The sequence below is a fragment of the Candidatus Neomarinimicrobiota bacterium genome, from assembly GCA_022567655.1.
Lineage (GTDB): Bacteria > Fidelibacterota > SORT01 > SORT01 > SORT01 > JADFGO01.
On record JADFGO010000060.1, the window covers coordinates 1 to 13851 of the forward strand.

Genomic DNA, 13851 nt, shown 5'->3' on the forward strand with positions numbered 1-13851 from the left:
GAGATATCAGAGGAAGAGTCCACTCTATCAAATTAGTTGCAGAACCGATGAAAGGAGCCATTGATTGGCTCGAACGATACCGCGTATTCTGGGACCACCAATTGGATTCTCTGTCAGAATATCTAAACAAATCAAATAAATAAGGAGTGATATGATGAACGAAATCGATCAACAGAACAGTACGGGTAAGCAGGAAACTAAATGCGTCTGTAGCAGAGGTCTGGAATGCCTGGACTAATCCGGAAGAGATTGCAAAATGGTGGCTTCCGGAGGGGTTCTCTGAATCGGGACCGCCCGAAGTAGACCTCCGGGTCGGAGGCGAATTCAAATACCATATGCAGCCCCCTGAAGGGGATGCCTTTTATGCGCACGGCATCTTCAAGGAAATCGTTCCCAACAGCAAGATTAAATCTACATGGCTTTGGAGTACCTCAGACGCGGAAACAGAGCTCACGATAGAATTCAACGAGGCGGGAGACAGCACCGAGTTAGTTATCCTGCACGAATTCTTTACTGATGAAGAAGAGAAGAATAAGCACACAGAAGGCTGGGTTGGCTGTCTTGACCGTGTCGGGAAAATGTTTTAAGTAATAATTTCTCGTAACTAAAAAAATCATCTTTTCGTGAATTTAATGAGGAGATGATTTTTTTATCTCCAGCGGTTCAATCGGAATTTATCCACCTCCAAACGGCAGGGAAAAGTTTCTTGATATTTATGCGATAATATTTATAGAAGGAAGGGATTACGGTACTCAATCAATATTGAACAGGGGGGCGGGGTATATTAACTTATCCCGACTGGTAATAAATACTTTGGGCATAGTATTCATCACTCTTGAAAGGGAGATGAAAAGATTATAGAAATGTCATCAGGGAAAAAACTTACGAATGAGTTGATAGCAAAGAAACTCACAGAGTCACTGAATCTCGGTTATATCCGCTATAACGATGACGGCAGTGTGGCGGTAGTGAATTCCATACTTATTAAATTACTCGGATATAAGTCAAAATCTGATTTTGTGTCCTCTGATTATGCCGAAAAACTCTATCGAAATATAAAAGGGGCGATTAAAAACAAATCGGACAGCCCGGATTGGTCATCCGTCGATTATTCATTATCGGGGAAGGACGGAGCGATTACTCCGGTTACGGTTCATGTTTCAAAAAGCAGTGAATTTTTAGAAATCTACATAAAAGATTTAACTGAAATTCATAAACTGAGGGATGCGGTTAGGATGGGAGAGGATAAGGCAAAATCCATTCTTGATAATCTCGTAGACGGTATAATTTCAATTAACGATAAAGGCATCATCGAATCGGTGAATCCGGCTGTACTAAATATTTTCGGATATACCACTAAGGAACTCGTAGGTAAAAATCTTAAGAAACTTATGCCTGAGCCTGATAGAGACAATCACGACAATTATATAGGTAACTACCACAGAAGCGGCAAAGCAAAGATAATCGGAATCGGTAGAGAGGTAATTGGGCGAAAAAAGGATGGGACGACATTTCCTATTTATCTTGGAATAGGCGAAGTGGAGCTTTCTGACCATAAAATATTTATCGGCATAATCCGCGATATAACTTCACAAAAGGCAGCGGAAGAAATCCTTATAAAATCACAATCTGAATTAGAAATTAGGGTTGCTGAACGGACGTCAAAGCTTGCGGAAATAAATGAAATACTAAAGAACGAAATTAAAATTCGGGAGGAAATCCAAACTGAGCTCGAACATCTGGCGCTACTCGCAAAACTTAATCCGGGACCTGTATTTCAATCTGATGAATTTGGGATTGTTAATTTTGCCAATCCTGCCGCAAAAGGACTATTTGATGAATCGGTTGTTGGTAAATCGATAGATTTACTATTCAAAAACATAACTGAATCCCGGATAAAAAAGCTTCTGCCAAATGAGCCTACGTTCATCGAAGAGGATATCGGTGGATTTTCATATCAGTTAACTCTCATTAAAGATGCCCGCACAAATAATATATTTGTCTACGGAGCGGATATAACTGATCAAAAGAAAAACCGGTTGGAAAGAGAACAACTGGCGCTTGATTTGAGTCATAGAGTTAGAGAGCTTTCTTGTCTTCAGAGGGTCGGGCGCGCAATTGAGAAAGATCCTTCACCGGAAAATCTCTTCAAGGAGGTAGTGGAAATCATTCCAACGGGAATGAGATACCCTGAAAAATCGTGGGTTAGAATTATTTTCGATAACGATGTATTCGTGTACAACGGGAAGCTTATTGATGAAGAGTTTATGATATCAAGTGATATAGGAGTTACCGGCAGCATCAGAGGAGTTCTTCAGGTGGGTTATAACGACGATACGGAAATACTAAGCGAAGAAGTGGATATGTGCCACAATATTTCTCGCCGACTCGGTTCAGTTGTGGAGAGGATAGACCTGAGAGAAAATCTATTAAAGCAGGAAAGGGAGGAGGCAGTGCGGAATCTTGCGGCAGCGGTAGCGCACGAGTTTAATCAGCCGCTGCAAGTGCTTAAACTCATTTCGGCCCTGTCAGAAAATGAAGGTGTTGAAGAGTATTCCAAGGTTAAAGAACTAATTCCCAAGCAGGTTTCTAAAATTTCCGGGCTTGTTGACAAGCTCCTGAACGTGACGTCTTATGAAACAAAAGTGTATGCCGCGGGGACTGAAATCGTTGATCTTGACAGTTTCGGAATGGATATCCCCTCCAAAAAGCATAAAGTATTGGTTGTCGACGATGACGTGGCGATTCTACAATTGATGTCGAGTGTTATTGAAAAAAGCGGTTTTGAGGTTGACTGCGCCGCAACCGGAGAGGAAGCGTTTGAACTCATGCAGAAAAACGGGTACGGACTTGTGATAAGCGACGTCTCTTTGCCGGGAATGAGCGGTATAGAACTTTTTGAAGCGGTAAACGATAAATTCAAGAATATGCCATTCGTTTTTATGTCGGGGTATGCGGTAGAGGACGTTCATCAAGCAGTTTTGGAGAAATCAGCTGGATTTTTCCCTAAGCCTTTTGATATTACTACGGTCATTAAGTTAATCTCCGGCATACTCTCCCACTGATCTTTTATCTTTCGAACTCCTTATCACTGACCTATCTCCGCTTGTTTCACCTTGACAATCTCGAACAATCAGAGATAACTTTGGTAGAGATTTTTTAAAGCAAAGGAAGCGCAAAATTACTGAAAAAATTAGAATAACTGAATTTTCATCATCCGGCGGCTGAGCTTGTAAGCTGAGTCCGGAGGACTTAGAGGATTTGGTCAGAGATCTACCGACAGGATCGAGCGAAAATCTCATAGCCGGGTTTGAAGGCTACGAGGACGCTGCGGTGTACCGTTTAACGGATGAGATAGCTCTCGTTCAGACGGCGGACTACATAACTCCGATGACAGACGACCCGTACCTGTTCGGACAGCTTGCTGCCGCAAACGCACTAAGCGACATTTATGCGATGGGCGCCTTGCCGATCACGGCAATTAATCTGTGTAACTTTCCGGAAAAGGGAATTCCGAATTCGATATTCAGGGGGATACTCGAGGGGGGCGCATCAAAAGTTATAGAAGCCGGAGCCGTGACGGTAGGGGGTCATACTATAAAAGATGACGAGTTGAAATACGGGCTTTCCGTGTCGGGCACAGTTCACCCCAACAAAATTATTCGAAACTCCGACGTAGAGATCGGGGACCTTCTAATACTCACGAAGCCGATCGGAACCGGTGTGTTATTTAACGCTGTCAAGAAAGGCGCGCTTGAGGCAAAATGGCTTGATACGGCTGTGACCGGTAATGTGGTATTAAACAAAAACGCATCCCGGTCGATGGTTAAACACGGTGCGAATGCGTGCACAGACATAACCGGTTTCGGACTGTTAGGTCACCTAAGAGAGATGGTCTCCGCTAAAAACGTTAGTGCGGAAATAAACTCTAACTCCATTCCCTTGTTTGAGAAGGCTTTTGATGCATCAGAGCAAGGCTTCAGACCGGGAATGTCGAAAGATAATATGAAATCTCTTGAGAAAAACTTATCAATCAAATCATCGGTCTCTGAAGCTCACAGGTGGTTGATGGTAGATCCCCAGACTTCCGGCGGTTTGCTGATATCAATTGCAGATGATAAAGCCGAGGCATTGTTGGAAGAACTGCGCTCGGATGACTCACCGGAGGCAGCTATTATTGGAAAAGTGACCGAACCTATTGAGCGCAAAATATGGGTAATATGAACGAGGCTGAAAAAAACGAATTCGGCAGGAAAATTGCGAACTTACTGACAGAGTTTGTGCTCGTCAAAAATATAAGCACTGTCGGGAGTGCAATAATTATATCAGGTGAAATGTTTGATCATTCGTCTTTAGAGGATATAGCGAAGACGTTGACGGGTCATGGAGTAAAGGGGTCGATCACAACGAAAGGCAGCGACGTCGAGATCAGGATAAAACTTCAGAGCACAAAATTTGCCGGGATACCCCGGATAAACCTGCTCTTGTTTATTGCTACTATCATAACTACCACAACCGCAGGGGCGATTATGGAAGGAGGCAGCGATCCCTTTTCAATCAGCGGAATTATTTCGGGGCTGCCGTTTTCGATAACGCTTATGTCGATTCTGCTTTTTCACGAATTCGGACATTATTTCGCTTCGAAACGTAATAACGTTGTAGCCTCGTTACCTTATTTTATTCCCGCGCCGTCATTTATAGGCACATTCGGAGCCTTCATAAAAATGAAATCTCCGATAATTAATAAGAAAAGCTTGCTCGAGATAGGCGCAGCCGGACCCATAGCGGGTTTTCTGGTAGCGGTTCCGGCGCTCTATTTCGGTTTAACGACGAGCGAGATACTTGAGGCGGTTCCGGGAGAAGGAATCAGGTTAGGCGATTCGCTGATAATGATGTTTATGACAAACCTTGTGCACCCGAACGTACCGGATGGATACGACATATATTTAAATTCAGTTGCTTTCGCCGGGTGGATCGGATTGCTTGTAACAGCCTTGAATTTGATTCCCATCGGACAGTTAGACGGAGGTCATATAGCATACGCTCTATTCGGCAAAAAGCATGATCAGATCGCTAAATGGGCTTTCCTTCCCATGCTGCCGTTGGGATATTTTTCGTTCAACTGGATTATATGGGCGCTGTTGATTCTTATCTTTATCCGGCTGAAGCATCCGCCGGTTGTTGACGAAGCCGCTGCTCTCAAACCGTTTCATAAGTTTCTCGGATATATTTCCATTGCCATATTTATATTGACGTTTATTCCTATTCCCTTTTCCTGACGGAAAATAGATTTTACGTTATCGTTTATTTTAATCGGACAACCGTATTTTTATAAAAGCTCTGCCAGCCGAACGAAAAACCTACGCCGGTTCCCAGTGCCGCAAACACTATGAGTTTTGAACCCTCCGCATCGAAGCCGAGAGAGCCGATGCCCGCGAATAATGCTCCGGCACCCAATCCCATTATCCCGACAAGCAACAAATCCTGGGATCTTCTTTTCAGAACCACCGAATGAATATCGACAACAGGTATTTCGTTGACTTTACCGGAAACCTCTAATCTAAACATCCCGTCCCGCATCGGCAGAAAATTACCGGCTGCTGTTTTTCCTGATCTACTTTTGAGTTCTACCGGTCGATTTATCCATGCTTCGGACATTCGCCTGATCTTTATCAGGCGAATTTGACTTAGGTCGTTGGAATTTCCCGAAATATCTTGTGCCGCAGTTTCAACCGGATATTGCATAAGAAATATGACTATCCAGAAAATCTGCTGTTTAGGATGTAAATTCATGTCAATACTCCTTAAAATTCAAAGAACTTCCAGTAAATTGTTATATAGGGCGCCTGGAAGTGCGCTCCGAGTCGCAGTGCATCGTTAACTGCGTACGTAAAGCCGAAATCCAGATCAACCGGTCTGTACTCACCACTCTGCGTATCAACGGTGAATGGATTTCCGCTAAAATCGAAATAGCTATCAGCGACATCACTGAGTTTAATATACTTATGACCGTTATCTGCGTAAATTTCGATGAGGAACTTGAGCCGTTTGGAAATGTCGTAATCCATGCTGCCCCATACCCTGAATGGTAATTTGAATTTCTTATCCCACTCAAACCCATCATTTAATTTGATATCATGCAGTATGAACGAATTTGTAGAGATACCGAGATGCCAGCCCCATTTACCCCTTCCGGAACTAAGCGGCTGCTTTTTACTAAGCACGAGGTAAGTGGATACAAAGAACAATTTTTTTGAAGGATCTGTGAGGGCTTCGTCTATAGAGGGAGCGTCTTCCTCATCCAGTCTTTTTTGTGCGGAAGTTTTTATCCAGTGGCTATATTTTTCAGATTCTATCCTCGATTCATGCCGGTTATAAAGTCTCACCCCCAAGGACAAAGCTGTCTCAGATCTACCCGATTCGCTGTGATATAAACGGAAGAGAGGATGTAAATTAAGGTCTCCGAGAAGATCTCTTCCAAACTCGGTACGCAGCATAAATCTTTCCGTAAAGCCATAGCCGAGAGATAATCCGCTTACGTAAAGGACATTCGGTCGTAAAGGAAAAGCGGTTGGATCAAGGAATATGTCCGTCACCTCATCCGCGGATAAAAAAGTACGTTTCTGCTCTGTCCAGGAGACTTTCTTATCGCCGTAATATCTGTCCATAGACCGTATATCCTGTTTAAGAACAACCACAACACCATAAGGCGTTTTGATTGAAACAGAGAAATCGTCTTCCGACAGGATCGGACCCAAAAAATGAGTTCCATCCTGCTTGGTCAGGTCTGCCATCTCTTCGAGGATATTAACTGCCGGGATTCTCAATACTCCCTCGGCGGTTTCAATAACTGCGATTGAATCAGCTTCTATGGAGATGATCTTTCCCTTTATGATATTTTCATCCCGAAGATGGAAAACCTTTGACATTCCTACTTCAAGGAAAGCCGGTTGAGCGCTCCTTAAGGCGGTCACTCTCTCACTCTTGATGCGTTCAAGAATTTTATTTTTGATTTCTATGAGAGAGGTGCCGTCACGGATACAGAAATTACTTGCCCATTTGTTCACAAACCCGTCCGTAGGGCAAATCACCGTTTCCGGGAGTTCTATCTTCTGTCCGTACAAGCCGTGTGCCATAACGAACACTACCAGACCTACACTTATTAACAATTTAATTCTTGTTAGATTTCTCATTTTATATTTTCCCTTATTTAATTTTTAAATAATTATTAAGAGGCTAAAATTCCTATACCCATGATAACGAGAGTGACAGCCCCTATGGATTTAAGAAATTTTCCGAAGCCGGACTCTTTCCTTTCAACAACCCTGGTTTGAATGATTCTTTCGTCCCTGATTGTATTTCGCAGTAATGAAACGAATTCTTCTTCCGAAAGGTCGCTGATAAAGCCCGGTCTTTTAATTTCAAAAGCCTGTGAGATACCATATTGAGCGGAGAGCTTGCTGAATAACAGCCTGAGTTCAGCGTCACTTAAATTCTCAAGAGGTTGTCTGCCTTGCTCTTCGGATTTTTCTGATTGTTTGAGAAGCAGCGTCTCCGAGCTTTTCTTTTGAACAAGTTTTGAAAGCGGGTAGCCGTCGTTCCAACAAAATTTTGCATCGGGACTGTTTTCTTTTCCGCATTGCGGGCAGATGATTTTACTCTTCTGAGAGGCATTCTCCCTCGTTTGCGCCTGCAATTCAACCCGGATGTCTGTAATTACGGGGAGCAGAAGGAGCAACGAAATTGCAATGCGAATTGCCATGATCTTCATGATTTATCCTCACTTTTTTCGTTTAACATATTTGATTCCAATTTTGGATGATTCAACATTTTCACTGAGTGTATAGGCAAAGAAGATGCCAGAATGGATAATGGCTGTTGAAATATTTGAGTAAGTCTTCTCTGAACGTTGTTACGTAACGGTCGGAAGAGATTAAAATTATTGTCTCTACTCCGGAAGGTAAATTGAAAATTGCCTGATAAAAAAGGCGGAAAGTGAAAGAAAAATCTTGCAGCTGCTGAAATATTATTTCTTATATTGTCTGGCATTGATATCCAATTTTTTAAGTTTATCCTGCAAATACTGGCGTCTGATCCCAATCTGTTCCGCTGTGCGGCTGATGTTACCTTTATGTTCGATAAGAGCGGATATGAAGTATTCTCTTTCGAAAGAGTCTATAATTCCCCTTTTTTCTTCCTGAAATGATAGGGTTTGATCTGAGCCGGTTGAAGTTTTTCTGCCACGGGGTACAGCCGCTTCAAAGTCCGTGAGGGTTAATACGGAGGATTCAGACAGGGCGACCGCTTTTTCGATAACGTTCATTAGCTCACGAACGTTACCTTTCCAATCAGAGTTAATGAGCATAGACGTCGCGTCCGATGTGACGCTTTCTACCTTTTTTGAGTGCTTTGAATTGAACAAATTTATAAAATGGTCTATCAATAACGGAATGTCTTCACGCCTTTCCCTTAAGGGAGGTAGTTCTATTTGTACCACGTTTATCCGGTAATAGAGGTCGCTTCGGAACCATCCATCCTCAATACCCTTTTCAAGGTCCTTGTTGGTAGCGCTGACAATCCGGACGTCCGCTTTTCTCGTTTCTGTCGAGCCGAGCGGTTCAAATGTGCCTTCCTGGAGTACCCGTAAGACTTTTGCTTGAGTTTCCGCCGCCATATCGCCTATTTCATCAAGAAATATAGTTCCCGTATCTGCAGCTTCAAATTTCCCTTTCCGGGAGCTTGTTGCACCGGTGAAGGCGCCTTTTTCATGCCCGAATAATTCGCTCTCAATCAATTCTAACGGGAGAGTAGCGCAATTAAAAGTGATAAAGTTATTAGAGGCGCGGGAGCTGTTTTCATGGATTGCCCGGGCTATCAGCTCCTTACCGGTACCGCTCTCTCCGCGTATAAGCACAGTGATGTCCACTGCACTTGCTTTATTTGTGAGCTCGAGAACCTTTCTGAAGGTATTGCTTTCGCCTATCAGTTTTTTGCCTTCATGGAGAACCTCTAACTGACGCCGGAGTGTTATGTTTTCCTTCCTGAGACGTACCTTTTCAGAAGCATTTCGTACAATCAGTTTGAGCTCATCCAATTCGAACGGCTTGGCTATGTAGTCATACGCCCCTGATTTCATTGCATCTACGGCTACTCGTTCGTTGCCGTATGCCGTGATGAAAATGACGATCGGGTCGAATTCGAGCTTTTTGATATTGGTTAAAAGCTCCATTCCGTCCATTTCGGGCATGACCATATCGGTTATCACTATGTCGGGTTCGATTTTTCGCGCAAGAGAAAGACCCTCAATCCCATTCGATGCTTCATGGATTTCGAATTGCTTTGAGAGAGCTTTCCGCAGGCCAAACCGTGACGCCTCATCGTCATCGATTATCAAAATCGAAATTTGGTCTTTATTCTCCAATTATCATCTCCATGAATATTGTCATACAGGTACAAATATCGAGACCGTAGTACCGTTGCCCGGATAGGTTGAAAACTCCAATTTACCACCGATTCTGTCTAATTTTCTTTTAACCGTTGCCAACCCCAATCCGGTGCCGTTTTTCTTGGTGGAATAAAACGGATCGCAGAGTAATTCTATTTTATCCTTGTCAATTCCCCTGCCTGTGTCGGTTACAGTGAAAATCAGAATATTTTGGGTTTCGTCATAATTCGCATCGATTGACACGCTCCCACTGTTATCTATCGCTTCGATGCCATTGAGCGCTACGTTTATGATAATTTCCCTTAAAGATTGATAATTCAGAGAGAGCGTAATATCTCCAATCGAATCTTTTGCCGTTAAACTGATGTTAGAGCGTTTAGCTTTATTTGCCAATAGTGATGCAACCTCATCGATTATCTCTTGAACTTTTATCGGTTCTACGATTTCCGAGTCGGGTTTAGAGTGAACAAGAATCTTGTTGACTACTTCCTTTAAGTGGTCAATTTCACTTTCAATGACCTGTAGGTCTTTGTTAATATCCGATTCAGAAGCGTGTTCCTCTCTCATAGTCTGGACTATGACTTTAATTGAACTAAGAGGATTTTTAACTTCATGGGTAATGTCCGCCGTCATTTTACCGATGACGGATAGTCTTTCAGATTCAATTAACTCGCTTGTCAGCTCGGAATTGTGAAGCGCTATTTGAACTTCATGCTGAAGAGTTTTGAGCAGTTCAATATCCTTAAAATTGAACCCTGCGCCGGATTGCTTTTGTCCCAGACAGAGAATACCGATCAGATTCCCACCGCTGAATATCGGCACAAGGACTAAAATGTTGTAGTAATCAAGGTCTTGACGAACCTTCTCAAGGTCCTCGGTAACCTGATGAAATTCCCATATCTTATCTATATGAACAGGAGCAGCGTCGTTTACGAACCGTTTCATAATAACAGATGAAAGGTCGAGATCGAATCCCGTGGATAGGTGTTTTCGACTCGATTTTTCCTGATCTATCACCCCTTCCGAAGCGCGAAGGTCGAAATGTGACACATCAGTTTGCTGCGTCATATCGCGCGCGAAAAAGAGAGCGTTTTTAAGGTGCAGTATCGCGACCAGCCGGCTGACCAGTTCCTCATAAAGCAGTTGAGGGTTTGCGATAGATGATAATCTTCTGCCTAATTGCAACACCGTACCGCGATAGCTATACCAATCCCGGTAGAAGAATTTATCTATCAGGTATTGTATTCGTCGACGTATAGGTTCAAATATCATAGCTAAAATTACAATTGCGAACGTGGTGAATATTCTACTTTTCTCCGGAGAAAAATCATCTATCAAAATTGAAAGCTCATAGATGACGATCCCGTACAGCATTAGAAATAAGAGTACTACAGTAAAATAAACAAGAGAGCGGTTTACAACCAGTTCGATCTCAAAAAGATGGTATTTAAATATAGAGATCCACCATGAAATCGGAATTAGAAACAAGGTCATCAGGATTATGTCCCAGGATACGAGTGGGGCGAATCCAAACAGCATAGGTATTTTACGCAGGATTAAGAACGGAATCAGTCCGATTGCGCTGCCGTAAATAAACCATAGTATCTGATTCTTTTCTTTGCGTTTGAGAGGTTTTCTCAGCACGCTGAATAGAATGAAAAATGCCAGTATGACATAACTAAGGAGGTAGATATCGAACATCCAGAATATCCGTTCGAATTGAGCAAAATCATCGGCTGACCATGAGGATAATCCTAACCACAAACTGTTTAAAGTAAACGGTAACAGGATGAAAGTAGGAATATATAAGGCAACAGCTAAATAAGGTTGTTTGATCAATATCTTCTTTTTATATGGGAATTGCAGAGCGAAATTCAATGTCAGGGGAGGAATGAATAAATAAACAACCAGCCACCAGAGAGGAATTATCATACTGATAAGGTCATTTCCCGGTCTCTGACTTGAAAATACACTCACGACCAGACTTATAAATATGAATAAGTAAGTAAGATTGCGAACTGTGTTGTCATCTCTACGCTTAATGAAAGCGTAAACACCGGATGCAAAGAAGAGTGTCGATAGCAGGAGTCTTAGATATAAATTTAGATCGCTAAATCGTTGCGAGATTTTAATGTCGGATAGAATTATCTCCCCGCCGCGGTCAATCTCAATAACTCTTGTTTCCGATAATGGCTTTTCCCATAGAATTTTGTTCAGCTCGACTTTATTCCCGGGCGTTTTATCGTCAATCGATACGAGTATATCACCGGAAATAAAATAATTTGAGGGTGATGTTAATTCACCAACGACTAAATCGCCTGCCTCAAATTTGAGAGGAACTCCCAAAGAGGGCCAGTTAAACACCCTTATGCCGTTGTTGACGGCGACGAATGCGGTAACACCCGACAGAATTGCAAAAACAATAATTCTAATAGTTTTACGAATATTCTTTTCGATCATCATCTTAGGTCAATAAACTTGGATAGATGGCGAAATCGTGTACAACCCACAATATTCCTAACTTTGGCAGCATAAAATTGAATTCTATTTGAGTCGAATGGAATTGTAACTGATAACGACATAAATATCAAGTAATCAATCCGGTTTGCTTCCGAATTGCATATCAGGCAGGTATCATAGATTTTTATGGAGAAGAAACTTCGGGCTGTATTTACTATGCGATGATCACCTGAAGGAGGCAGAATAGATAAAACCCTGATTATTGTTGACAATGCTCAGGTTGTGGTATAAATTCCTGACGCTTCCGGGGCGAGGTGGAATTCCTCACCGGCGGTGAACCCCGAAAAGGGTAAGCCCGCGACTCCTTCTGAACAGATCAGAAGGACTGAGTAAGTGCAATTCTTGCGCCGACGGTAACAGTCCGGATGGGAGGAAGCAGACATTCCGGATAATTGTGTTCCGGAACGCCCCGGTAGTATGTATCGGGGTTTTTATTTTGGATAAAAGTGACAATCATATTATGACTCAGGCTCTCTCGCTGGCTGAAAAGGGGGTCGGATGGACGTCTCCAAATCCGATGGTAGGAGCGATTATCACTCTCAACGGCGATATTGTCGGGAAGGGATATCATCAGAAACATGGCGAGGAGCATGCTGAGATAAACGCTATCAGAGACGCCGGAGAAAAGTCGCAGGGCGCTCACCTCTATGTAACTCTTGAGCCTTGCTCGATTCACGGGAAAACTCCTCCCTGCACAGATGCAATAATTCAGGCGGGCATCGCTACGGTCAGCGCGGCGATGAAGGATCCAAATCCAGAAGTAAACGGAAATGGTTTAAAGATCCTAAAGGATGCCGGAATAAACGTTCAAACCGGTATGCTTGAGAGCAGTGCGAAAAAACTGAACGAAAAATACGTTAAGTACATGTCGAGCGGTATGCCCTGGGTATCTCTCAAAGCGGCACAGACGCTTGACGGCCGTATTGCCGACGTTAACGGGGAATCAAAGTGGATTACGTCGGAAGCGTCACGCAAGGAAGTGCATAAACTGCGGTCAACCCACGACGCCGTTCTTGTTGGAGCGGGAACCGTAATCAAAGACAACCCTGGGCTCGATGTGAGACACGTAGATGGAAAACAACCCTGCCGCGTGGTAATTGACGAAAAGCTTGAGTCCCCATCGGACGCGAATCTGTTCAATATCGGCGAAGGCGATAAGACCTTGCTCTTCACATCCGCGGAGACAAGCGAAAAATTAAAATCTATTGAAGCCAAAGGCGTCAGAGTAATAAAATATGAATCGGTCGATGGTATCGATATCAAGTGGATGCTGGGGGAATTGGTCACTCACGGGATCAGCTCTGTTCTCGTTGAGGGTGGAAGTAAGATTTTTTCGTCATTCCTCGATTCCGGATTGGTCGACAGATACATCATTTTCGTCAACCCGAGTATTATGGGAAGCGGTCTGGATACATTCGACACTGACGGATTTAGCGTTTCGAACCGGCTGGAACTAAAAGATGTAAGCGTCGAATTGATCGGCGAAGATATTATGGTTCAGGGATTACCGGTTAAGAGGGACTCATAATGTTCACCGGATTGATCGAAGAGATCGGGAGAGTGGAGAAGATTCGGGAATCGGGTAAGGGAATCAGCATGAGGATAGGATGCCGTAAAGTCCTTGAAGACCTGAATCTGAAGGACAGCATTTCGATTGACGGCGTGTGTCTTACGGTGGTCGAGATTAATGATGACCATTTCAATGTTGACGTAGTTGAAGAAACCATAACACGGTCAAATATAAAAACTTATACCACTGGACATAAAGTAAACCTTGAACGTGCTTTACTGTTGTCTCAGCGGCTGGGTGGTCATCTGGTACAGGGTCATGTTGACGGAACCGCTCCGATTAAATCTCAGGAGATGATCGAAAACGGTACGATTCT

11 protein-coding genes and 1 riboswitch are annotated in these 13851 nt (G+C 43.2%); of the genes, 6 read left to right on the forward strand and 5 right to left on the reverse strand.

Annotated features, from left to right (window positions below; translation table 11 throughout):
• Positions 1-167: 167 nt before the first annotated feature.
• From IID12_07075 to IID12_07090, 4 genes are all read left to right on the forward strand, one after another.
• On the forward strand, positions 168-587 hold the full coding sequence (locus IID12_07075; protein ID MCH8288853.1) for an SRPBCC domain-containing protein: 420 nt from the start codon (positions 168-170) through the stop codon (positions 585-587).
• A gap of 276 nt (positions 588-863) precedes the next feature.
• Positions 864-3065 carry a PAS domain S-box protein gene (locus IID12_07080; GenBank protein MCH8288854.1) on the forward strand — a complete coding sequence of 734 codons (2202 nt, stop codon included), beginning with the start codon at positions 864-866 and terminating at the stop codon, positions 3063-3065.
• Positions 3066-3261: 196 nt separating this feature from the next.
• Positions 3262-4224 (forward strand): selenide, water dikinase SelD, encoded by a 963-nt coding sequence (gene selD / locus IID12_07085; protein MCH8288855.1) that lies wholly within the window; start codon positions 3262-3264, stop codon positions 4222-4224.
• Complete coding sequence (locus IID12_07090; protein MCH8288856.1) at positions 4212-5279, forward strand: site-2 protease family protein; 1068 nt, start codon at positions 4212-4214, stop codon at positions 5277-5279. The genes selD and IID12_07090 overlap by 13 nt, the downstream gene beginning before the upstream one ends.
• Positions 5280-5304: 25 nt before the next feature.
• On the opposite strand, the gene IID12_07095 is transcribed toward IID12_07090, so the two are convergent.
• The 5 genes from IID12_07095 to IID12_07115 form a co-directional block, all read right to left on the reverse strand.
• Entirely contained in the window at positions 5305-5793 is a 489-nt protein-coding gene (locus tag IID12_07095) for a hypothetical protein (protein ID MCH8288857.1), read from the reverse strand.
• An 11-nt stretch (positions 5794-5804) separates the two neighbouring features.
• A complete protein-coding gene (locus tag IID12_07100; GenBank protein ID MCH8288858.1) occupies positions 5805-7193 on the reverse strand; it encodes a hypothetical protein in 1389 nt (462 codons plus the stop codon).
• Positions 7194-7228: 35 nt separating this feature from the next.
• A complete protein-coding gene (locus tag IID12_07105) occupies positions 7229-7771 on the reverse strand; it encodes a zinc ribbon domain-containing protein (protein ID MCH8288859.1) in 543 nt (180 codons plus the stop codon).
• A gap of 255 nt (positions 7772-8026) precedes the next feature.
• Positions 8027-9421: a sigma-54-dependent Fis family transcriptional regulator gene (locus IID12_07110; GenBank protein ID MCH8288860.1), complete on the reverse strand. Its 1395-nt coding sequence runs from the start codon at positions 9419-9421 to the stop codon at positions 8027-8029.
• A 21-nt stretch (positions 9422-9442) separates the two neighbouring features.
• On the reverse strand, positions 9443-11908 hold the full coding sequence (locus IID12_07115) for a hypothetical protein (protein MCH8288861.1): 2466 nt from the start codon (positions 11906-11908) through the stop codon (positions 9443-9445).
• Between the two features lie 293 nt (positions 11909-12201).
• Positions 12202-12346, forward strand: a riboswitch (FMN riboswitch).
• A 79-nt stretch (positions 12347-12425) separates the two neighbouring features.
• Here IID12_07115 and ribD point away from each other — a divergent pair.
• Both ribD and IID12_07125 read left to right on the forward strand, forming a co-directional pair.
• Positions 12426-13493: a bifunctional diaminohydroxyphosphoribosylaminopyrimidine deaminase/5-amino-6-(5-phosphoribosylamino)uracil reductase RibD gene (ribD, locus tag IID12_07120; protein MCH8288862.1), complete on the forward strand. Its 1068-nt coding sequence runs from the start codon at positions 12426-12428 to the stop codon at positions 13491-13493.
• On the forward strand, positions 13493-13851 hold a 359-nt coding region (locus IID12_07125), incomplete at its 3' end, for a riboflavin synthase (protein MCH8288863.1). The genes ribD and IID12_07125, both read left to right, overlap by 1 nt.

Bases quoted from the DNA above. Each gene is read 5' to 3' on its own strand.
- IID12_07105 (MCH8288859.1), bottom strand. From the start codon at position 7,771: ATGAAGATCATGGCAATTCGCATTGCAATTTCGTTGCTCCTTCTGCTC.
- IID12_07115 (MCH8288861.1), bottom strand. From the start codon at position 11,908: ATGATGATCGAAAAGAATATTCGTAAAACTATTAGAATTATTGTTTTT.
- IID12_07090 (MCH8288856.1), top strand. From the start codon at position 4,212: ATGGGTAATATGAACGAGGCTGAAAAAAACGAATTCGGCAGGAAAATT.
- ribD (MCH8288862.1), top strand. From the start codon at position 12,426: ATGACTCAGGCTCTCTCGCTGGCTGAAAAGGGGGTCGGATGGACGTCT.
- IID12_07080 (MCH8288854.1), top strand. From the start codon at position 864: ATGTCATCAGGGAAAAAACTTACGAATGAGTTGATAGCAAAGAAACTC.
- IID12_07100 (MCH8288858.1), bottom strand. From the start codon at position 7,193: ATGAGAAATCTAACAAGAATTAAATTGTTAATAAGTGTAGGTCTGGTA.
- IID12_07095 (MCH8288857.1), bottom strand. From the start codon at position 5,793: ATGAATTTACATCCTAAACAGCAGATTTTCTGGATAGTCATATTTCTT.